Source organism: Streptomyces bambusae, assembly GCF_020532645.1.
GTDB lineage: Bacteria > Actinomycetota > Actinomycetes > Streptomycetales > Streptomycetaceae > Streptomyces > Streptomyces bambusae.
Window position 1 is genome coordinate 28,316 of sequence record NZ_JAJAUZ010000021.1, and the last position, 19,655, is coordinate 47,970.

Sequence of the window (19,655 nt, forward strand, 5' to 3'; positions counted from 1 at the left end):
GGTCGGCGCCGGCACCCGGGTGGCCGGGATCCGGGTGGCCGGGATCCGGGTGGCCGGGATCCGCAAGCCTGCGTCGGGGGGACCGTGACCTGTTCGAGCGAGTTTGGATGCCTGTCGGGCCGGTGTGACAAGCCCAGCGGGGCGGGATGGAACTTCTGTTCGCCAATCGGTCTCGATTCGGGCGTTACCCGGCCGATCGGGAGGCGTTCTTGGAGCACCAGTACCAGTCGTGCGCCCGTCCGGAGGAATTGATGGATCAGGCCGTAGCAGCCGCCTTATTCGAACAGGTCCGAGTTCGGAGGGGCGTATGACCAGCAAGGGGCCGGGGCGCCCGGCCGGTGACGCGGGGGTGTCGGAGTCCGAGCGGCTGCTGTTCGGCGGGGAGCTCGCCTACGACATCGGCTGGGAGCGGCACGAGGGCGCCTGGCTGAAGCTCGGGCTGTGGGCGATGGGCCGGGAGCTGCCGCGGCTGGTGGGGACCGGCGTACGGCTGGCGCACCTGGCCGACGCCCGGGCCCTGCGCGTGGTCCTGGCGTCCGAGGCCGGACGCGGCATCGCCCAGGCGATCGGCCTGGTCGCCGTCAACAGCGTGCTCGGCCACCTCCTCGCGGGCGGCAGCACCAACGAGCGCCTCGTCCAGGCCGTGCCCGCCCTCGTGGTCGTGGCCGTCACCGCGTTCGCGGGGTCCCTGCTGCGCTCGGCGTCGACGGCGGCCACCGGTGCCCTGGAGCCGAAGGTGCAGCGGGTGGCGACCGAGCAGTACCTGGGGCTGGTCCACCGTACGGAGCTGGCTGCGATCGAGGACGACGAGTTCCACCGGCTCCTCGACGCGGCCCGGTACGGCGCGGACTCCGCCCGGCGCATGATCCCCTACTGCACCAACACCCTCAACGCCGCGGTGTCGTTGACCGCCGCGGGCGGTGTGCTGACCGTCCTGCACCCGGCCCTGCTGCCGCTGCTCGCCCTGATGACCCTGCCGAGCGCGTGGAGTTCGCTGATGATCTCCCGCCAGCGGTACATCTCCTTCCACGCCTTCGTGCAGCACGCCCGGGCCGGGCACCTGCTGGGGCAGCTGCTCACCCAGAAGGAGGCGGCGGCTGAGGTACGGGTCCACGGCGTCGGCCCGTTCCTGCTGGGCCACTTCCGGACCATGGCCGAGACCAGCGAACGCGAACAGACCCGGCTGGCCCGCCGGGCCGCACGCATCGGGCTCGTCGCGGACGGCGCCGGCGGCCTCGCCACCCTCCTCACGTACGGCGCGCTCGGGCTGCTCCTGTGGGGCGGCGCCATGGACCTCGCCGTCGCGGGTACGGCCGTCCTCGCCATCCGGAGCGGCGCCGCCAGCCTGGACACGCTCGTGCTGCAGATCACCGAACTGCACCAGGAGTCCCTGTTCGTCGCCGACTTCGAGCGGCTGTGCCGGGAGGCCGAGGCGCGCGCCATCCCCACCGGCGGGCGGCCGCTGCCCGAGCGGCTCGCGGAGGTCCGCTTCGAGAAGGTCACCTTCACCTACCCCGGCAGCAGCGGCACGACGCCGGAGCCGACCCTGCGCGAGGTCAGCCTGTCGTTCCCCACGGGCAAGATCATCGCACTGGTGGGTGAGAACGGCGCCGGGAAGTCCACCCTGGTCAAGCTGCTCGCCGGCCTGTACCTGCCCGACGACGGCAGCGGCACGATCTGGTGGGACGACGTGGACGCCCGCACCGCCGACCGCGACCAGGTCTTCGGCCGGGTCGCGCTGATGTCGCAGGACTTCTACCACTGGCCTTTCACCTTCCGGGTGAACGTCGGCATCGGCCGGCCCGGCCGGCCCATCGACGACCGGGCGGTCGGGGACGCCGCCGGATTCTCCGGAGCCGACCGGGTCCTCGCGGAGCTGCCGCGCGGTCTCGGCACCCTGCTGGCCCGCGGCTACCGCGGCGGCCACCAGATCTCCGGCGGCCAGTGGCAGCGCATCGGGATCGCGCGGGCCAAGTACCGGCAGGCCGAGATCCTGATCGTGGACGAGCCCACCAGCGCCCTGGACGCGGTCGCCGAGCAGCGGGTCTTCGACCGGATCAGGGCCCTGGCCGCCACCAGCGGCCAGACGATCGTCCTCATCACCCACCGCCTGCACTCCGTACGCCACGCCGACCTCATCCACGTCCTCAAGGACGGCCGGGTCGCCGAGTCGGGGAACTTCGAGGAGCTGATGGACACGGCGACCGGCACCGGCGACTTCCGCGAGGCCTACCTGGTCCAGGCGGCCGCCTTCGACGCCGCGATCCCGGCCCAGCAGGCCGGCGACCACGACACCGCACGCGCCGAGGACCCCGCATGACCCGGCACACGGTCCCCGTCGACGTGCACCTCGTGCTGCGGCGCAACGGCGCCGGCGGGCCGGAGGTGTTGCTGTCGCGGCGGGCCGGGGCGGTGTACGCGACGGGGATGTGGCATCTTCCGTCCGGGCATCTGGAGGCCGGCGAGGACATGGCCGTGGCCGTGGTCCGGGAGGCGCGCGAGGAGACCGGGGTGCTGATCGAGGCGGCGGACGTGACCGCCGCCGTCACCGTCCACCACCACCCGCCCACCGGGGGCCGCTCGCGGTTCGGCGTCTTCTTCGAGGTGCGCCGGTGGTCGGGCCGGCCCCGGATCATGGAGCCGGACCGCTGCGACGGGATGGGCTGGTACCCGCTGGACGCCCTGCCCGGGCCGATGGTGGCGTACTGCCGGGCCGGTCTGGACGCCTACCGCGCCGGGCTGCCGGCCGCCGTCCACTTCCAGCGGCCGGGGGACGCGGTCGAGTACGTCCCGGGCGCGCCCGACCGCACCCGGCTGCTGTCCGGGCCGCCGGCCAACGGCGGGGCGGAACTCCCTCACGGGCTGGTGGAGTTCGCCGAGCAGGCGGTCGGCCGGATCGCGCGGGCGACGGAGGTGTCCTGGGTGCGCACCGGCAGCCGGGTGTGGCGGCTCACCGGGGCCGACGGCGGCACCTGGTACCTGAAGCGGCACCGCGGGGCGAAGTTCCACGACCGCGAAGTGGCCGCGTACCGCTCCTGGGTGCCGGCGCTCGGGTCCCGCGCGCCCCGGCTCGTCGCGGCCGACACCGCGGCGCGGGCCGTCGTCGTCAGCGCACTGGCCGGACGTGCGCTGCACGGCGCGGTGCTGAGCGCCGCCGAGGAAGCCCGCGTCCAGCACGGCCTGGGCGGTCTCGTACGCGCCCTCCACCGCAGCGCGCCCGAGCAGCGGCCGACCGGTTCCGCGACGGCCGCGGACAAGGTGGGGCGGCACCTGGAGAGGGCCCGGCCGTACCTGGCCGACGGCGACGAGGACCTGGTCCGCGCCCTGGCCGGCTGCTACGCGGACCTGCCGGAGCCCGTGCTCGTGCCCACGCACGGCGACCTCCAGTACCGCAACGTCCTGCTCGCCGACGACGGCCGGCCGCAGCTGATCGACTTCGAGCGGTCCGAGTACGGGACGGTGACCCGGGACCTGGCACGGCTGAGCGACACGTGGACCGGCCGTCCGGAGCTGCGCGCCGCGTTCTTCGAGGGCTACGGCAGACCGCTCGCGCCCGTCGAGGAGGTCCGCCTGGACTGCGAGGCCGCGTTCGACGCCGTCTCCGGCATCGCGTACGGCACGAGCCACGACGATCCCGAAGTGACCGAGCGCGGCCGCCGAACCCTGCGCCGGCTGCACGCCGCACGGCGCCCGTAGAAGGGAAACACCATGCCCGCACCCCACCCCGCCGCCGCCGGAGGAGACGCCCCATGAGCAGGAAGTGGCTCCCCCCGGAGGAGTTCGCCGCGACCCTGCCGAAGGCCTCGGTGTTCGGGGCGGTGTTCTTCACCGACGAGGACGACCGGCCCGTCCAGCTGCGCGCCACCTACTCCCGCGTCCACCCCTGGCAGTGGCCGGGCGGCGTTGCCGAACCGGGCGAGCGCCCCTGGGAGACCGCCGTACGCGAGTGCCGCGAGGAGACCGGCCTCCACGTGCCGGGTCCGCCGAGGCTCCTGGCCAGCGTGTTCGGACTGCCGGGGAAGGACTGGCCACTGGCCACCGTCGGCTTCGTGTTCGACGGCGGCCGCCTCTCCGCCCGGCAGCTCGCCGCGATCGAGCTGGACCCCGACGAACACGACCGCGTACGCGCCCTGTCCGTCCCCGACTGGCAGCCCCTGATGCCGGACCGGGACCACGCCCGCCTCCGCGCCGTGATGACCGCCCGCCACACCGGCGTTCCGGCCTACTTCGACACGTGGGACTGGGAGGTCTAGAGCAGCACCACGCCGGACGGCAACGGGCCGGACGGTAACGGGCCTCAGCACGCCCGGAGCCGCCCGGGCCGTGTGAGCCGTTCCCGCGGTGTCAGATGGCGGCAGGTGCCGGTGGCCGGGTCGACGAAGATGGGGACGTTCCCACCGATTCGCCTCTCCCGGCCCTGCTCGTCCCGGGCGGTGGGGTACCACGTGAAGGCGAATCCCCGGCTGCCGGCCGGGAGGGCCAACCGTCCGAGGACGAAGCCCCACTCGTCCCACTTGTCGGTCAGACCCCGCCCGAACTCCTCCGCGAGCCTTCTCGCCTCGTTCTCCTCCACCGTGCGCCCCCTCCCGGCGGCCCGCTGCCGCGACCACCGGATCCTATGCAGCCCCGTGGGGCGGAACCGGTCCGCCCCACGGGGTTGTGCGTACGTCAGGACAGCGGAGCCGGCTCTTCCGGGGCCAGGGAGTTGCCCGCGGGGATGCGGCCGCAGTCGGAGGGGGCCGGCTTGGCGGCGAAGCGGTCGTTGAGCCAGCCGAGGGCGACCGGGGCCCAGGCCACGGCGGCGGTGGTGTGGCTGAGGAGTTCGTGCTGGGTGTACTTGACCGGGGCGTAACCGGTGGCGCAGTACTGGCGGGCCAGGGTGCGGACGTCGCCGGAGACCATGACGCCGTCCCCCGTGCCGATGCCCCGGTGGTTGCTGAACGTGCCCTCCAGGACGCCCGCGTCGCCCTGGGCGATGAAGCCGGGCACGGTCGGGGTGGCGGCCGAGCCGAGGTTGAGCTTGTTCATGGCCTCGACGAACGCCGGGATCGAGTTGGGGTTGGCGTACTCCGCCTTGGCCATCTTCTTCCAGGTCAGGCCCGGGTACCGGCCCAGCGCGTTGATGATCGAGCCGCGCTCCAGCTCCTTGTACACCTTCTGGCCGTAGTCGTTGAGGTAGGCGCCGAGGTTGATGCCGTACGAGCGGGAGACGCCGATGACGGCCATCGGGATGACCCCGGACCAGGCGAGCGAGCCGTCGACGTACTTGAGGTTGTGGGCGGGGTTGACGAGCAGGCCGCCCTCGGCGTAGCCGACGAGCTTGCGGTTGACGTCCGGGGCGTAGCTCGGGGCGAGGGCGGCCGCCCAGTTGGTGGCGATGGCGCCGCCGGAGTAGCCGATGAGGCCGAAGGAGGTTCCGGAGTTCAGACGGGTCTCCGGGGAGCGGGTGGCAGCGCGGATCGAGTCCAGGGTGTTGGTGCCGTACTCGGGGCCGGCGGCGAAGTTCGCCTGCTGGCCCTCGGTGTCGGGGATGACGACGTCGTAGCCCTTGGCGAGCAGCGGCACCAGGAGGAGGGACTCGGCGTTGGGGATGAGCCCGCCGAGGGTGACGTCACCGGCGATGGCGCGGGACGGGCCGTCCTCCGGGCTGAGGGAGTCGTAGAACGACTGGTAGGACACCGCCTTGGTGCCGTCGCCGGTCAGGCTGCGCACCACGGTGGTCACGTTGGCGGCGGGCCGGCCCTGGGCGTCGGTGGTGCGGTAGAGGAGCTGGACGGCCTTGACGGGCGTCGGGATGCCGATGAGGTGGTACTGCAGCGTCCGCGTCTTCAGCACGGTGCCCGGCGCGAACGCGGACAGCGGCTCGCTGCCGTCGTACGAGTAGAACGGGTCGCTCGCGGCCGCGGCCGGCGCCGCGGCCGGTGCGGACTCGGCGGCGGTGGCCAGGGGTGCGCCGGTCATGACGGCGGCGGTGGCGACGGCGAGGGCGAGCAGGCGAACGGCTGCCTTGGACATGGATTCCTCGATTCGTGGTGGGGGGCTGCCGCGCGGCGTGCGGTCCCACGCAGCGGCGGCACGACAGGCCGGGGGGAACGGCCTCCGGTACGGCGCCCTCCGGGGCAGGAGCGAGGGGTGCGTACGGGGTGGGGATGGGGATCGGGAGGCCGAGCAGGTACGAGACGGGGAGCGGATGTGGAGGCAGAGCGGTCGGAGCGGGGACGGCGGCGGGGACGGGGACGGGGACGGGGACGGACGGCAGCTGGTGCGGGGACCGGGTCGTGCGGACAGCGGCCGGTACGTGCAACGGCTGGAACGGACAACGGCTGGTACGGACACGCAAAGGTCTGGTGAGCAATGTGACCGGGTCCGTCACATTTCTGGTCATCCACCAGCCGGTCGTGTTACCAACCAGTAGGAGAACTCCCGGAAACATCATGGACGCGTCGGGCGCCCACGTCGCCGGGCCGGGGAACAGAGATTTGCGAGGTGGATTGTGACCGCATCCAACGCCGCGACGCCCGACGCGGTGCCGCACTTCGGCGGCGTCCCGGTCCACAAGCGGCTCCAGGCGGCCGTCGGGGCGCTGGAACGGGCCGTGATGGCCCGGCTCGTCGAGCGCCTCCCGGTATACGGAACACTCCCGTCCGAGCATCTCGGCGGCGACATCGCCAAGCAGGTGGTCCGCGGCATCCGCAGCTTCGCCGAGGTGCTGCGCACGGGCGAGCTGCCCGGGCGGGCCGAACAGGCCGCGATCCGCGAATCGTCGGCCCGGCGCGCCGACGAGGGCGTGCCGCTGGAGGCCGTGGTCAGCGCCTACCACCTCGGCGCGGAGGAGTGCGCCGCCCAGGTCTTCCCGGCGGCCGAGCCGGCCGACCTGGGCGACGTCCTGCTCGTGCAGCGCCAACTCCTCGCGTACCTGCGGATGGTGAGCTGCGAGGTCGCGGCCGGCTACGTCCAGGAGCGGCAGACGGCGCTGAGCGACGAGCAGGTGGCGCTCCAGTCGCTGCTGTCCCGGCTGCTGGAGGGGGGCAGTCCGCAGGCCGCGGCGGACCGCGCCGGCATCCGGCTGCCGCCCTGCTACCTGGTGCTGAGCCTGGCCGTCGGACCGCACCCGGACGAGCTGGTGCCCGGCGTGGACCACGGCATCGCCGCCCGCCGCAAGCTCCGCCGGCTGCGCAACGAGCTCCAGCGGCGGACCGTCGGCGTCCCGCTGTCCGTGCTGTCCGGCGACGGCGGGCTGGTCCTCCTCCCGTACGAGACTCCGCCCGCGGAGTTCGGTCCGGCCGGCCGGGACCGGCTGGCGCGGCTGGTCGAGGAACTGGGCCGGACCTGCGGCGCCGAGGTGCTGGCCGCGGCCGCGGTCGCCGCACCGGAGGGGGTGGCGGAGGCCGCCCGGCTGGCCGCCGAGGTACGGGCGGTGGCGGCGGCATCGGGCCGCGGACCCGGCGCGTACCTGCTGGACGACGTACTGCTCGAATACCAGCTGAGCCGTCCCAGCCCGGCCCGCGAGGGCCTGGCCGCGCTGCTCGGCCCGCTGGACACACGCCCGGAACTCATCGACACCCTGCGCGTGTTCCTCGCGTGCAGCCTCGACCGGCGGCGGGCCGCCGCCCGCCTCCAGGTCCACCCCAACACGGTGGACTACCGGCTGCGCAAGGCCACGGAGTTCACCGGACTCGACGCGTCCCGCGGCGCCGACGTCCTGACCCTGCGGGCGGCCCTGGCCGCACGGGACGCGGTACGGCAGGGGCGGGCGGAGGGAGGCTGAGCGGGGGCCGGGGGGGGCCGCCGCTCCGTTCGGGGCCCGCCCGGTACGGTCCCTGCATGGAGAACTGGACGGGTGCCGCCGCCGACGTACGCGCGCGGCTGCGGGAGCTGGCCGAGGAGGATCCGGAGCTGAGGCGCTTCGGCGCCGCCACGCACCGGTACGAGCTGGCGCCGCCGCTGCCGGAGGCGGAGATCAGGGCGTTCGAGGAGGCGCACGGGGTCGTGCTGCCGGCGGACTACCGCTCGTTCGTCACGGAGATCGGCGACGGCCCGGCCGGGCCCGCGTACGGTCTGATGCCGCTGACCCGCCCCCGGCCCGGCGCCGAGGAGGGCGACTGGGCCGCGGACGGCGAGTGGGCGGAGGACCGGCTCCCCGGCCGGCTCGCCACCCCGTTCCCCCTCACGGAACCCCGTCCCGGCCCCATCGGCGCACCGACCGACGGCCTCACCCCAGGCACCCTGATGCTCTCCGAGGAGGGCTGCGGGATGTACGTCCGGCTCGTCGTGACGGGCCCGTACGCGGGGCAGGTCTGGCGACTCGACCCGGACTGGGGCGGGTTCGTACCGGCGAGCCCGGACTTCCGGACGTGGTACGCGGCGTGGCTGGGGTGGTGACGGACCGGCAGGCGCTTTCCGGCGGGGCTGTGGACAACCCGGCCGTTGTCGGCGGGGCAGCGTACCGTCGGATCATGAAGAACCACACGTCGTCCGTTCCGTCCCCGTCGTCCCCGTCGTCCACGCCCTCCACGCCGTCGATCCACGACTTCGCGACCTGGGAGCCCGTGCTGCGGCTGCTGCTCGCCTCCCGCAGCGACCGGACGGCCGGGAAGCCGATGCGGGTTGCGGGGCGGATCGGGCGGAGCGGGTGGAGCCTGGCGCTGAAGCGGCCGGTGCCGTCCGGCAGGGCGATGCTGACGGACGACATACGCGAGGAACTCGACGCCGTGGAGCGGGTGCAGAGCGCGATGTCCGTCGCGAAGGTCGAGGACATATCGTTCACGGCGGTCGTCGAACCGTCCGGCAAGACTGCGCTGAGCCTGCTCGGACCCAGCCCTGCGGTGGAACCCGGGCTCGGCAACCCGCATCCGGGGGCGCTCCTCCTGGTCGAGGATGCCGTGCCCGAGCCGTGGCGCCGGCTGCCCGAGCCCACGCCCGCCGCGGTGCCGGCTCCGTCGGCCGATCCCGGGCTGCTGGAGCGCACGCTCCGCGAGCGGCTGCCCGGTGCCATCGGTGCGACGGACGAGGAGATCGCGGCCGTCGAAGCGCGCCTGGGGATACCGCTGCCGGACGAACTCCGCGCGCTGTACCGGGTGGTCCGGGCCCGCTGGACGGACTGGGCGGAGGACGACCACGACGGCCCGGAGATCCTGTGCAGGGCGGTGAACTGCGAACTCTCCGCCGTCGACGACCTGCACATCGCGGACGCCGCGAGCCGTCACTTCCGGTGGGAGCACGCGGCCATGCAGACGGTCGACACCCCGCCGGACGCGGCCGTGCAGGGGCTCGTCGGCTCGCCCGGGTGGATCGTGTTCGGCGACAACGGCGGCGGCGACCGGCTGGCGGTCGACCTGACGCCGGGGCCGGGCGGCCACCTCGGGCAGGTCATCATGATTGGTCACGAGGAGAGCACCGGCGCCGCCCTGCTGGCCGATTCCCTCACCGACTTCGTCCTCGGCCGGCCGGCCGAGGAGCGCCGGGCGCCGCGCACCGGGCCGTCCGGCACGGCCTGGGTCAACCGGGCGAGCACCAGGAGCATCGAGGAGGCCGCCCATCCCGGCCTGGAGGCGCTGTCCCTAGGCGTCTGGGACGAGGCACCGTTCAGCCTCGCGCCGCTCGCCGGCCTGCCCCGCCTGCGCACCCTGACCGCCTACGCCGACACCCTCGCCGACCCGCTGGAGATATCCGCCCTCCCCCACCTGGAGTTCCTCAGCCTCAGCCCGGACGACTGGCGCACCCTCCTCGCCGCGGACGCGGTCCCCCGCACCCTGCTGGCCGCCGCGATCACGACGTACGGCAGCGAGGACACCCTGACCATCGTCTCGGTGGCCAACGACCTCCTCGCCCTCTGGGGACGGCCGCAGATCATACGGACGACCCTGGACGGCGACCTGGGGCCGCAGGCGTAGATCCGGGAGCAGGACTGCGCCTCACTTGCGCCAGAACAAGTGGTGCGTCACCCCGCTCGGGCTCGGTACGACGTCCCGGTGGAAGCGGTCGAGGAGGTCTTCGGGGGAGTTCCAGAGCCGCAGCCCCGAGCCGAGTTCCACCGGGGAGACGGCCACGTGCAGGGTGTCGACAAGGTCCGCGTCGAGGAACTCGCGGATGGTGGTGACACCGCCGCCGAGGCGCACGTCCTTGCCCTGCGCCGCCTCGCGGGCCTGCGCGAGCACGGTGGCGGCGTCGGCGTCGACGAAGTGGAAGGTGGTGTCGGAGAGCGTGAACGACGGGCGGGGGTGGTGGGTCAGGACGAACACCGGAGTGTGGAAGGGCGGTTCGTCACCCCACCAGCCGCGCCACTCCTCGTCCTGCCAGGGCCCGCGCAGGGGGCCGAACTTGTTGCGGCCCATGATCTCGGCGCCGATGTTGTGCGCGAAGTCGCGCGTGAGGTAGTCGTCCAGGCCCCGGCTGCCACCCGGGGCGGTCCGCATGGGCCAGCTGGCCGTGGCCCCGGCCCACGCGAACAGCATCCCGGGATCGACGTGCCCGAACGGTCTCTCCAGACTCTGGTCCTCACCGGCTGCGATGCCATCGCTCGACACGTTGAAGTTCTGCACCCTGAGCAGTTGCACCACGTGTTCCTCCTCTGCCGTCGGCACCGCCGCCCGACCCGGACGTCCGGAACGGGCGGGACGTCCGAAACGGGTGAAACCGGCATAGGGCACCGTACGCGGGGCAGGAGCCTCGTACCAGGAGGTGGCCATGTCCAGCGGCAAGGAGTACGAGCATCCGGCGACCGAAGGCCCGGGCCCCCGGCCCTACGTGCTCCGGGTGACCGGTGACATGGACTTCGATCACGCAGCGCAGCTGGCCGAGTCGCTGCGCAACGCCCTCGGGCGGGCACCCAGCGGTGCGGAGATCGTGGTCGACCTGCGGAACTCGTCGTTCTGCGACTCTGCCGGCCTCAGCGTCCTGCTGGCGGCCAGAGAGCGGGCCCGCAACGTCGGGCACGACCTCGTGCTGGCGGCCCCGAGCCACCAGATGGTGCGGGTACTGGAGCTCACCGGCGCGGACGGCCTCTTCCCGCTGCGTGCGGCGGTGCCGGACCGCCCCCGACCGGAGAACTGATCATGAACGAGGACAGGCCGGAGAGCGAGCAGGCCGCCAGGCTGCGGGCCCGGGCCGAGCAGCTGGAACTGGAGGCCCAGCGCACCGGCGACGCGGCGGAGCGGCAGCGGCTGACCGAGACGGCGGTCCGCATCCGCGAACAGGTCGACCGGATGGACGGCCCGGAGAGCGCGACGATGGACCCGATGTAGGCAGGATCGTCGCCAGTCGCCAGTCGCCGGACGGCGTCGGATCCACTCACCCGCCGGGCAGCGCGGCATCGGCGAGGTACGCATAGAGCAGCACGAACGAAGGGCGCAGCGCGGAAACGAACCGCCCTTGCCGACAGGAAGCAGTGCAGTGAACACACAGGCGGCCCGGAGCATCCCGGCGGACGGAGGGCCCGCCACAGCGCAGGCCGGACCGGACACGCCGCAGCGCAACCGCGTCCCCGGACGCGGCGCCACGCCTTCGGCGACCGGTCCGGAACCGCCCGGCACGGCCCCGGCCGACGAGCCGGACGGCCCGGACCCGGCGCACATCGTCCGCAGCATCAACTGAGGCGGCGGCCGTGCCCATCGTTCCCGGCCGCGCCACGCGCCGCCCGGCGGCCGGACCACCGCAGCGACCGCGCGAGATCAGGGTCGCCTCCGTGCCCGCGGGCCATGTCTACGTACGCCACATCCACGCGCCCGACGGCTCCGACGGGGTACGGCTGCTGCCGGACCCGCGCCCCAACGGTGCTCCGAGCACCTCGCAGCAGTGGTGGCCGCCGGTGATGCTCGACCCCGCCTGGATCGACGCGCACCACACCGCCTTCGACGTCTACCACCTGCACTTCGGGTTCGACGCCCAGACGCCGCAGCAACTCGCCGCGCTGGTGGGCCGGTTGCGTCGGTACGGCAAGCCGCTCGTGCAGACCGTGCACGACCTCCGCAACCCGCACCACCCCGACCGCCGCGCCCACGACGCGGCCCTCGACGTCCTGATTCCCGCAGCCGACTGCCTGATCACCCTCACCCCGGGTGCGGCGGCGGAGATCTCCTCCCGGTGGGGCCGCACCGCCCATGTGCTGCCCCACCCCCACGTCGTAGACGAGCCCGCCCTGTCGCGCCCCCGCGGGCACCGGGCAGGCTTCGTCGTCGGCGTGCACGCCAAGAGCCTGCGGCCCAACATGGCGCCCCTCCAGGTGGTGACGGCCCTGACCCGCGTCGTGCCCGACCTGCCCGGCGCCGTGCTGCAGGTCGACATCCACCGCGACACCCACGACCCCGCCGCCGGCGCCTACGCCCCCGAGGTGGTGGCCGGACTGCGGGCGCTCGCCGGGCGGCGGCTGATCGACCTGCGGGTGCACGACTACTTCGACGACGACGCGCTGTGGACGTACCTCCAGTCCCTGGACCTGTCCGTGCTGCCCTACACCTTCGGCACCCATTCGGGCTGGCTGGAAGCGTGCCACGACCTCGGCACGGCGGTGGCGGCCCCCGACTGCGGCTTCTACGCCCAGCAGCGCCCCTGCCACACCTACGGCCACGGCCACCGGGCGGACCTCGACGGCACCGGCCCCGGCGAGGCCCTGCTCGACGAGGCCTCCCTGCACGCCGCCGTCCGGCAGGCGTACGCGCACCGGCCGGCCTGGCGCGCCCACCCGCCCGTACGGGCGGCCGAGCGGCAGAACCTGGCCGCCGCCCACCGGGCGCTCTACGAAGCGTGCCTGTCATGAGCCGGCCGCTGCGCATCGCCCTCATCGCGTCCGCCCGCTTCCCGATCCGGGAGCCGTTCGCCGGTGGTCTGGAGGCGCACACGTGGGCCCTGGCCACCGCGCTGCGGCGGCGCGGCCACCGGATCGCGCTGTTCGCGGCCCCCGGCTCCGATCCCGCCCTGGACGTGCAGGAACTCCCCGTGCACCTGCCGCGGTTCAGCGATGCGGCGCGCGCCGACCTGAGCATGACGGAGCCGAGTGCACTGGCCGAGCACCACGCCTACCTGCGTCTGATGCTCGACCTGTCGGTCGGCCGCAGCCGGCTGCCGTACGACCTGGTGCACAACAACAGCCTCCACTACCTGCCGATCGCCATGGCCCCGGCCGTCCCGGCACCCGTCGTGACCACCCTGCACACCCCGCCCACGCCCTGGCTGGAGTCGGCGATCCAGGCGGACCCCACGCGTTCGGCCGTCTTCACCGCCGTCAGCGACCACACCGCACGGGTCTGGCGGCCCCTGGTGCCGTCCGCGTACGTGGTCCGCAACGGGGTCGACCTGCTGCGCTGGCCCGCCGGGCCGGGCGGGGGGCCACTCGTCTGGTTCGGGCGGATCGTGCCCGAGAAGGGGCCGGCTCTGGCCATCGCCGCAGCCGGGGCAGCCGGGCTGCCGCTGACGCTGGCCGGGCCGGTCGGTGACCGCGCCTATTTCCGCGACAGCATCCTGCCGCGCCTCGGCGGGCGGATCCGCTACGCCGGCCACCTCGGCGGCCATGAACTCGCCGCCCTCGTCGGATCGGCCTCGGCCGCCCTGGTGACCCCCTGCTGGGACGAGCCGTACGGGCTGGTGGTCGCCGAGGCCCTGGCCTGCGGCACGCCCGTGTGCGGCTTCGACCGCGGTGCCCTCGCGGAGATCCTCACCCCGGACTGCGGCCGGCTGGTGCCCTACCCCGACGTGGCCGCCATGGCCGCCGCGATCGACGGAGTGCTCCGGCTGGACCGCGGCGCCTGCCGGGCCCGCGCCGAGGCCTTCTGCTCGGTCACCGCCATGACCGACCGCTACGAGTCCCTCTACCGGGAGCTGCTGTCGTGATCGGCTACTACGTCCACCACCACGGCGTCGGCCACCTGCACCGCGCCCTCTGCATCGCAGAGCAGATGCGCACCCCCGTCACGGGCCTGTCCAGCCTCGACGCCCCGCCGGACTGGCCCGGCCCTTGGGTACGGCTGCCGTGGGACAACGGGCCGGGTGCCATGGCGGACGTCCGCGCCCAGGGTCGGCTGCACTGGGCGCCTCTCCAGCACCCCGGCTACCGGGACCGCATGGCGGCGATCGCCGACTGGATCGGCAGGGCCCGTCCGGCTCTCCTCGTCAGTGACGTGTCGGTCGAAGTGACATGCCTGGCAAGGCTGTTCGGCATACCGGTGGTGGTGGCCGCCATGCGTGGCCGGCGCCGCGACCCGGCGCACCGCCTCGGCTACGACCTCGCGCTGCGGCTCCTCGCACCCTGGCCGGCCGCCTACCCCGAGCCGGGGTGGCCCGCGCACTGGTACCGCAAGACCGTCCACACCGGCGCGTTCTCGCGGGCCGACCGGCTGCCGTGCCCACCGCCCCCCGGGGAGGGGCCGCGCCGCGTCGTGCTGATGCTGGGGGCCGGCGGCAACCGGATCACCGACGAAGAGGTGGCCGCGGCCCGCGCCGCCACCCCCGACTGGCAGTGGGACGTCCTCGGCGGTCCCGGTCGCTGGTCGGACGACCCGTGGCCGCACCTGTGCGCCGCGCACGTGGTCGTCACGCACGCCGGCCAGAACGCCGTGGCCGAGTGCGCCGCAGCCCGCCGCCCCGCCGTCGTCCTGCCCCAGCCGCGCCCGTTCGACGAACAGCACGGCACCGCCCGCGCCCTCGGCATCGGGCGGCTGGCCGTCGTCCGCTCCCGCTGGCCGGAGCCGGACGAGTGGCCGGCCGTGCTGGCGGAGGCCACGGCCCTCGACGGCGCCGGGTGGGCTCGGTGGGCGCCCGGAGACGGTGCCCGGCGCGCGGCCCTCGCCCTGGACCGCCTGGCAGGTGCGCCATGGGACGACGCGTAGCCGCCGGCGCATCCGCCGCGGGCGCCCGGCGGGTTGCCGTGATCACTCCGGTGTCGGGCCGGCACGCGCACCTCGCGTTCCAGCAGGCCGGTCTCGCCCGCGGCACCCGGCGCCCCGACCACTACGTCGTGGTCACCATGGCCGATGCCGCCGCCGGACAGCTGGCCGCACGGGGCGACCCGCCCGCCGACCCCGTGTCCGTTCCGGTGCCGCGGCCCGGCCGTCTGCCCCTGGCGGCAGCGCGCAACGCCGGCGCCCGCCGCGCCCTGGCCGCCGGTGCCGACGTCCTCGTCTTCCTCGACGTGGACTGCGTACCCGGCACGGCCGCCGTCGAGCGGTACGTGCAGGCCTCGCACGACGGGGCGCTGTGGTGCGGCACGGTCACGTATCTGCCGCCCCCGCCGCCGGCCGGCTACCGCCTGGCGGACCTGCCCGCTACGGCCGCCCCGCACCCGGCGCGGCCCGATCCGGCGCCCGGCGAGTCGGTGCCCGGAACGGACCCGGACCTGTTCTGGTCGCTGTCCTTCGCCGTGACCGCTGCCACCTGGCGGCGGATCGGCGGCTTCTGCGAGCTGTACAGCGGCTACGGCGGCGAGGACACCGACTTCGCCCGCCTCGCCCGGCGCGCCGGCGTCGGGATCCGCTGGCTGGGCGGTGCCCCGGCCTACCACCAGCACCATCCCGTGGAAGACCCGCCCGTCCGGCACCTGCACGACATCCTGCGCAACGGGGCCCTGTTCCACAGCCGTTGGGGCTCGTGGCCGATGGGCGGCTGGCTGCAGGCGTTCGAACGCCTGGGGCTGGCCGGCCTCGACCCGGTCACCGGGCAGTGGGTGGCCATGTGACCGAGCACCAGGCGGCCGGTCCGGGCCGCTGTCCGACCGGAGGGAGAGCACCATGCGCGCACTGACCTGGCAGGGGATCCGGGACGTCCGGGTGGAGTCCGTACCCGACCCGCGGATCGAGGATCCGACGGACGTCGTGGTCCGCGTGACCAGCACCGGCATCTGCGGATCCGACCTGCACCTGTACGAGGTGCTGGGACCGTATCTGGACCCCGGCGACATCCTGGGCCACGAGGCGATGGGGACCGTGGCGGCCACGGGGGCGGAGGTGCGCACCCTGTCCGAGGGGGACCGCGTCGTCGTCCCGTTCAACATCTCCTGCGGCACCTGCCACATGTGCCGGGCCGGTCTGCACTCGCAGTGCGAGACCACGCAGGTGCGCGAACACGGCAAGGGCGCGGCACTGTTCGGCTACACCAAGCTGTACGGGCAGGTGCCCGGCGGCCAGGCCGAGTACCTGCGGGTGCCGTTCGGCGACACGCTGCCCGTGCCGGTGCCGGAGGGGCCGCCCGACGAGCGGTACGTCTACCTCTCCGACGTGCTGCCGACGGCGTGGCAGGCGGTGGCGTACGCGGAGGTGCCGCCGGACGGCAGCCTGACCGTCCTCGGGCTGGGCCCGATCGGCCAGATGTGCGTCCGGATCGCCCTGCACCGCGGGGCGGGCACGGTGATCGGCGTGGACCTCGTACCCGAGCGGCTGGAGCGGGCGGCCGCATCGGGGGCCCGGACCATCGATCTGAGGGCGGACGCAGACCCCGTGGAGACCATCCGGGGCATGACGCACGGCCGCGGGACCGATGCGGTGATCGACGCGGTCGGCATGGAGGCCCACGGCGCACCGCTGGTCACCGCCGCCCAGAAGATGACCGGACACCTGCCCGGACCCGCCGCCCGGGCCGTGATGGAACATCTGGGGGTCGACCGGCTCGGTGCTCTGTCCCTGGCCGTCGACGCCGTCCGCCGCGGCGGCACGATCTCGATCTCGGGCGTGTACGGCGGTGCCGTCGACCCGCTGCCGCTGCTGACCCTGTTCGACAAGCAGGTCCAGCTGCGCATGGGGCAGGCGAACGTACGCCGCTGGATCCCGGACCTGCTGCCGCTGCTGGAGGACGGCGACCCGCTCGGCGTCGAGGGCTTCGCCACGCACGTCCTGCCCCTGGAGGACGGGCCGGATGCGTACGCCCGCTTCCAGGCGAAGCAGGACGGCATGATCAAGGCGCTGCTGCGGCCCTGAGGGCTGCGGCCCTGAGGCGGATGCCGGCCGGCACGGAGGCGGACCGGGCGCCCCCTGGCCCGGCCCGCCTCCGGCAGCGGTACGGCGGTGCCGCTCACTCCCGGGCGCTGGGCACCGCGAGCGGGTCGCGGGGGGCGTCCGGCCTGGCCGCCTCCATCCGCTCGCCGAGTTCGACGAGCCGCTTGCGGCCCATGGCCGCGCGGACGTCGGGGAACCAGTCGTCCTCTTCCTCCTCGACGTGGTGGCGGACGTTCTCCATCAGTACGGTCATCTTGGCCTTGAAGCGTTCGTCGGCCGCGTCCATGTCCTTGAGTTCGGAGAGCATCCACACCACGGCGTGGTGCTCCTCGACGCTCTCCAGGACGTGGTCGACGGTGTCGGGGGCGGCCTCGCGGGCGGCCGGGTAGAAGATCTGCTCCTCGATCCAGGCGTGGGCGGTGAGTTCACCGATCACCTCGTCGGCGATGTCGCGGCGCTCGGCCACGTCCCCGTCGTCCGTCTTCTCGAACCGCTTGAACAGCCGCTCGACCGTCTTGTGGTCCTCGCGCAGCATCACGATGCCGTCCATCGTCGCCTCCTCCGGTCCTGCTCCGTACGGATGTCGCCCCGCGTCTTCCCGGTCGGCGCGAGGTCACGCGGGTTCCTCACAGGTGCGTGCCAGGCGGGCCAGCAGCAGGCGGTGCCGCAGCTGTGCCAGGGCGTCGATGGCCGCGTTGTGGAACGTCCAGCCGCGGCCGCGCAGCGGATGCTCGTCCAGGATGACGAGGGTGTCCGCGCCCCAGGGGCGCACTTCGATGGCGATCCGCGCTCCGGCTGCGCCGCCGCCCGCCATGGCTTCCATTTCCAGCCGGTCCGGCGGCTCGTGCACCCGCACCACGGTCCGGCCCCGGTACGAGAACGGCCCGAGCCTGAGCCGGTAGCGCAGCGCCGATCCCACCTCCGGCCAGCGGTCGTCCTCCGGTTGCGAGGCGTACGTCCCCACGACCCACGTGGCGTAGCTGCTGCCGTCGCGGAGGACTTCCCAGACCCGTTCCGGCCGGCACCGCACCAGCCGGTGCTGCACTGCCATGACCGCCTCCTGCCCGTCGGCTGCCGGGCGTACGTTCGCCCTCCCCGCAGCTACCCGCACCGCCTCCCGGCACACCGGGCCGTGCGGAAAACGCCGCGCCCCGCCCCGCACCCCGCGGCGATTTCATGCGGCAGCCGGAACGTTTGAAGCCGGAATGATTGCGCAGACGAATGTCAGACCGAATTCCACAGATCCGAGAAGTGAATTCCCGGAGCGACGAGAGGTGGCCATGAGCATCATCGGCTGGATCCTTCTGGGCCTGCTCGCCGGCATCATCGCGAAGGCCGTGATGCCGGGCAGGGACCCGGGCGGAATCATCATCACCATGCTGATCGGAATAGCCGGCGCCCTGCTGGGCGGATGGCTCGGCAAGGTCATGTTCGACGTCGAATCCATCGACGGGTTCTTCGAACTCTCCACGTGGATAGCGGCCATTGTCGGCTCGCTCATTCTGCTCTTGCTCTATCGTCTGGTCGCCGGCCGGAGGTCCTGATGAGGAGCCGGGTGCGACGGCGCGGGCGCCGGCTGCGGCGCAGGGTCCGCCGGGCCCCCCGCGTCGCGGCCCGCCGCGCCGCCCTGCGGGCGACCGGATGGGGCACCCGGCTCGCGTTCGCGGCCGGGTGCCTGGCCGTGCGGCACGTCCTGCGCGGCGGCGTCCGGACGGTGGTGCCCCGCAAGTCCCGCTGGACGGGCCGGCGTTGGCTGTAGTCAGACCGGGACCGGCCCTGCGGGTGCGCCGCCGCGGGTGCGGAAGGTGCGGCGGTAGGTGTCCGGGGGGACGCCGACCGTGCGCTGGAAGTGGCGGCGCAGGGTGGTGGCCGTGCCCATGCCGGTCGCGGTGGCGACGGAGTCCACGGTGTCGTCGGTGGTTTCCAGCAGCGCCTGGGCGCGGCGGATCCGCTGGGTGTGCAGCCACTGGAGCGGGGTGGTGCCGGTCACGGCGCGGAAGTGGCGGGCGAGGTGGCGTGAGCTCATCCCGGCGTGCCGGGCGAGGTCTTCGACGGTGAGGGGCCGGTCGAGGCGTTCGAGGACCCAGGGGAGGACGTCGGCGAGCGGGTGGTTGTCGGGTTCGGGCAGCGGGGTGGCCACGAACTGGGCCTGGCCGCCCTCCCGGTGCGGCGGTACGACCAGCCGGCGGGCGAGCGTGTTGGCGACCGCCGCGCCGTGGTCCCGGCGTACGAGGTGGAGGCAGAGGTCCATGGCGGCGGCCTTGCCGGCGGAGGTGAGGACGCTGCCGTTGTCGACGTAGAGGACGTCCGGGTCCACGGTCACCCGCGGGTGGCGGGCGGCCAGGTCCTCGGCGTGGGCCCAGTGCGTGGTGGCCCGCAGTCCGTCGAGCAGCCCGGCCGCGGCCAGTACGAAGGCGCCCGTGCACAGCGAGACGATGCGGGCGCCGGCCTGGTGCGCGGCCCTTACGGCGTCGACGAGTTCGACGGGTGGCGCGACGCCGGTGTCGGCCCAGCCGGGCACGATGACGGTGTCGGCGCGGGCGAGGAAGCCGAGCCCTTCGTCGGGCTCCAGGCGGAACCGGTCGACGCGCACGGGCGCGGATCCGCACAGGACGAGCCGGTACCAGGGGTCCGCGATGTGCCGCAGGTCCGAGCCGAAGACCTCCATGGCCAGGGACATCTCGAAGTGGAGCATGCCGTCGGTGAGCGCGAGGGCCACGGTCGTCGTCATGTCGGAAA

General features: G+C 74.0%; 22 protein-coding genes. 16 read left to right on the top strand and 6 right to left on the bottom strand.

The features are described from left to right. Positions 1-307: 307 nt before the first annotated feature. Genes LG634_RS16770 through LG634_RS16780 form a run of 3 tightly spaced genes read left to right on the top strand, consistent with a single transcriptional unit; the run spans position 308 to position 4,253 of the window. Entirely contained in the window at positions 308-2,320 is a 2,013-nt protein-coding gene (locus LG634_RS16770; RefSeq protein ID WP_226734634.1) for an ATP-binding cassette domain-containing protein, read from the top strand. Then, positions 2,317-3,696 (top strand): phosphotransferase, encoded by a 1,380-nt coding sequence (locus tag LG634_RS16775; RefSeq protein ID WP_226734635.1) that lies wholly within the window; start codon positions 2,317-2,319, stop codon positions 3,694-3,696. The genes LG634_RS16770 and LG634_RS16775 overlap by 4 nt, the downstream gene beginning before the upstream one ends. A gap of 53 nt (positions 3,697-3,749) precedes the next feature. Further along, positions 3,750-4,253, top strand: coding sequence for an NUDIX domain-containing protein (locus LG634_RS16780; protein WP_226734636.1), 504 nt, complete (start codon positions 3,750-3,752; stop codon positions 4,251-4,253). Positions 4,254-4,297: 44 nt separating this feature from the next. On the opposite strand, the gene LG634_RS16785 is transcribed toward LG634_RS16780, so the two are convergent. Together LG634_RS16785 and LG634_RS16790 are read right to left on the bottom strand one after the other, a co-directional pair. Continuing rightward, positions 4,298-4,573 carry a hypothetical protein gene (locus tag LG634_RS16785; protein WP_226734637.1) on the bottom strand — a complete coding sequence of 92 codons (276 nt, stop codon included), beginning with the start codon at positions 4,571-4,573 and terminating at the stop codon, positions 4,298-4,300. A 95-nt stretch (positions 4,574-4,668) separates the two neighbouring features. Continuing rightward, the gene (locus tag LG634_RS16790) at positions 4,669-6,015 is read right to left on the bottom strand and encodes a lipase family protein (RefSeq protein ID WP_226734638.1); all 1,347 of its coding nucleotides are present in this window, start codon (positions 6,013-6,015) and stop codon (positions 4,669-4,671) included. Positions 6,016-6,493: 478 nt separating this feature from the next. Here LG634_RS16790 and LG634_RS16795 point away from each other — a divergent pair, with 478 nt between their 5' ends. From LG634_RS16795 to LG634_RS16805, 3 genes are all read left to right on the top strand, one after another. Next, a complete protein-coding gene (locus tag LG634_RS16795; RefSeq protein ID WP_226734639.1) occupies positions 6,494-7,768 on the top strand; it encodes a PucR family transcriptional regulator in 1,275 nt (424 codons plus the stop codon). 56 nt (positions 7,769-7,824) lie between these two features. Beyond that, on the top strand, positions 7,825-8,382 hold the full coding sequence (locus tag LG634_RS16800) for an SMI1/KNR4 family protein (protein ID WP_226734640.1): 558 nt from the start codon (positions 7,825-7,827) through the stop codon (positions 8,380-8,382). A gap of 74 nt (positions 8,383-8,456) precedes the next feature. After that, complete coding sequence (locus LG634_RS16805; RefSeq protein WP_226734641.1) at positions 8,457-9,893, top strand: SMI1/KNR4 family protein; 1,437 nt, start codon at positions 8,457-8,459, stop codon at positions 9,891-9,893. Positions 9,894-9,914: 21 nt separating this feature from the next. On the opposite strand, the gene LG634_RS16810 is transcribed toward LG634_RS16805, so the two are convergent. Beyond that, positions 9,915-10,559: a dihydrofolate reductase family protein gene (locus LG634_RS16810; protein ID WP_226734642.1), complete on the bottom strand. Its 645-nt coding sequence runs from the start codon at positions 10,557-10,559 to the stop codon at positions 9,915-9,917. 127 nt (positions 10,560-10,686) lie between these two features. On the opposite strand from LG634_RS16810, the gene LG634_RS16815 reads away from it, so the two are divergent. The 8 genes from LG634_RS16815 to LG634_RS16850 all read left to right on the top strand — a co-directional run bounded on the left by LG634_RS16815 (position 10,687) and on the right by LG634_RS16850 (position 16,898). After that, complete coding sequence (locus LG634_RS16815) at positions 10,687-11,052, top strand: STAS domain-containing protein (RefSeq protein ID WP_226734643.1); 366 nt, start codon at positions 10,687-10,689, stop codon at positions 11,050-11,052. A 2-nt stretch (positions 11,053-11,054) separates the two neighbouring features. Beyond that, positions 11,055-11,243, top strand: coding sequence for a DUF6381 family protein (locus LG634_RS16820; protein WP_226734644.1), 189 nt, complete (start codon positions 11,055-11,057; stop codon positions 11,241-11,243). A 148-nt stretch (positions 11,244-11,391) separates the two neighbouring features. Further along, positions 11,392-11,592 (top strand): hypothetical protein, encoded by a 201-nt coding sequence (locus LG634_RS16825; RefSeq protein WP_226734645.1) that lies wholly within the window; start codon positions 11,392-11,394, stop codon positions 11,590-11,592. Between the two features lie 91 nt (positions 11,593-11,683). Further along, positions 11,684-12,754, top strand: a complete 1,071-nt coding sequence (locus LG634_RS16830) for a glycosyltransferase family protein (RefSeq protein ID WP_226734646.1) — start codon at positions 11,684-11,686, stop codon at positions 12,752-12,754. Further along, entirely contained in the window at positions 12,751-13,824 is a 1,074-nt protein-coding gene (locus LG634_RS16835) for a glycosyltransferase (protein ID WP_226734647.1), read from the top strand. Before LG634_RS16830 ends, LG634_RS16835 begins: the two co-directional genes overlap by 4 nt. Then, positions 13,821-14,819, top strand: coding sequence for a glycosyltransferase (locus LG634_RS38225; protein ID WP_226734648.1), 999 nt, complete (start codon positions 13,821-13,823; stop codon positions 14,817-14,819). Before LG634_RS16835 ends, LG634_RS38225 begins: the two co-directional genes overlap by 4 nt. Then, positions 14,804-15,664, top strand: a complete 861-nt coding sequence (locus tag LG634_RS16845; protein ID WP_226734649.1) for a glycosyltransferase family 2 protein — start codon at positions 14,804-14,806, stop codon at positions 15,662-15,664. Before LG634_RS38225 ends, LG634_RS16845 begins: the two co-directional genes overlap by 16 nt. Positions 15,665-15,716: 52 nt before the next feature. Next, entirely contained in the window at positions 15,717-16,898 is a 1,182-nt protein-coding gene (locus LG634_RS16850) for a zinc-dependent alcohol dehydrogenase (protein ID WP_226734650.1), read from the top strand. 94 nt (positions 16,899-16,992) lie between these two features. Here LG634_RS16850 and LG634_RS16855 read toward each other — a convergent pair whose 3' ends face one another. After that, positions 16,993-17,466, bottom strand: a complete 474-nt coding sequence (locus LG634_RS16855) for a hemerythrin domain-containing protein (RefSeq protein ID WP_226734651.1) — start codon at positions 17,464-17,466, stop codon at positions 16,993-16,995. Between the two features lie 63 nt (positions 17,467-17,529). After that, positions 17,530-17,967, bottom strand: a complete 438-nt coding sequence (locus tag LG634_RS16860; RefSeq protein WP_226734652.1) for an SRPBCC family protein — start codon at positions 17,965-17,967, stop codon at positions 17,530-17,532. A gap of 229 nt (positions 17,968-18,196) precedes the next feature. Between LG634_RS16860 and LG634_RS16865 the strand changes: the two genes are divergently transcribed. Next, complete coding sequence (locus LG634_RS16865) at positions 18,197-18,460, top strand: GlsB/YeaQ/YmgE family stress response membrane protein (protein ID WP_226734653.1); 264 nt, start codon at positions 18,197-18,199, stop codon at positions 18,458-18,460. A gap of 11 nt (positions 18,461-18,471) precedes the next feature. Further along, positions 18,472-18,675, top strand: a complete 204-nt coding sequence (locus tag LG634_RS16870) for a hypothetical protein (protein ID WP_226734654.1) — start codon at positions 18,472-18,474, stop codon at positions 18,673-18,675. Here the strand turns inward: LG634_RS16870 and LG634_RS16875 are convergent, their stop codons facing one another. Next, a complete protein-coding gene (locus LG634_RS16875) occupies positions 18,676-19,647 on the bottom strand; it encodes a helix-turn-helix domain-containing protein (RefSeq protein ID WP_226734655.1) in 972 nt (323 codons plus the stop codon). Positions 19,648-19,655 lie beyond the last annotated feature (8 nt).

Bases quoted from the DNA above. Each gene is read 5' to 3' on its own strand.
- LG634_RS16770 (WP_226734634.1), top strand. From the start codon at position 308: ATGACCAGCAAGGGGCCGGGGCGCCCGGCCGGTGACGCGGGGGTGTCG.
- LG634_RS16775 (WP_226734635.1), top strand. From the start codon at position 2,317: ATGACCCGGCACACGGTCCCCGTCGACGTGCACCTCGTGCTGCGGCGC.
- LG634_RS16780 (WP_226734636.1), top strand. From the start codon at position 3,750: ATGAGCAGGAAGTGGCTCCCCCCGGAGGAGTTCGCCGCGACCCTGCCG.
- LG634_RS16790 (WP_226734638.1), bottom strand. From the start codon at position 6,015: ATGTCCAAGGCAGCCGTTCGCCTGCTCGCCCTCGCCGTCGCCACCGCC.
- LG634_RS16800 (WP_226734640.1), top strand. From the start codon at position 7,825: ATGGAGAACTGGACGGGTGCCGCCGCCGACGTACGCGCGCGGCTGCGG.
- LG634_RS16805 (WP_226734641.1), top strand. From the start codon at position 8,457: ATGAAGAACCACACGTCGTCCGTTCCGTCCCCGTCGTCCCCGTCGTCC.
- LG634_RS16815 (WP_226734643.1), top strand. From the start codon at position 10,687: ATGTCCAGCGGCAAGGAGTACGAGCATCCGGCGACCGAAGGCCCGGGC.
- LG634_RS16820 (WP_226734644.1), top strand. From the start codon at position 11,055: ATGAACGAGGACAGGCCGGAGAGCGAGCAGGCCGCCAGGCTGCGGGCC.
- LG634_RS16835 (WP_226734647.1), top strand. From the start codon at position 12,751: ATGAGCCGGCCGCTGCGCATCGCCCTCATCGCGTCCGCCCGCTTCCCG.
- LG634_RS16845 (WP_226734649.1), top strand. From the start codon at position 14,804: ATGGGACGACGCGTAGCCGCCGGCGCATCCGCCGCGGGCGCCCGGCGG.
- LG634_RS16850 (WP_226734650.1), top strand. From the start codon at position 15,717: ATGCGCGCACTGACCTGGCAGGGGATCCGGGACGTCCGGGTGGAGTCC.
- LG634_RS16855 (WP_226734651.1), bottom strand. From the start codon at position 17,466: ATGGACGGCATCGTGATGCTGCGCGAGGACCACAAGACGGTCGAGCGG.
- LG634_RS16860 (WP_226734652.1), bottom strand. From the start codon at position 17,967: ATGGCAGTGCAGCACCGGCTGGTGCGGTGCCGGCCGGAACGGGTCTGG.
- LG634_RS16865 (WP_226734653.1), top strand. From the start codon at position 18,197: ATGAGCATCATCGGCTGGATCCTTCTGGGCCTGCTCGCCGGCATCATC.
- LG634_RS16875 (WP_226734655.1), bottom strand. From the start codon at position 19,647: ATGACGACGACCGTGGCCCTCGCGCTCACCGACGGCATGCTCCACTTC.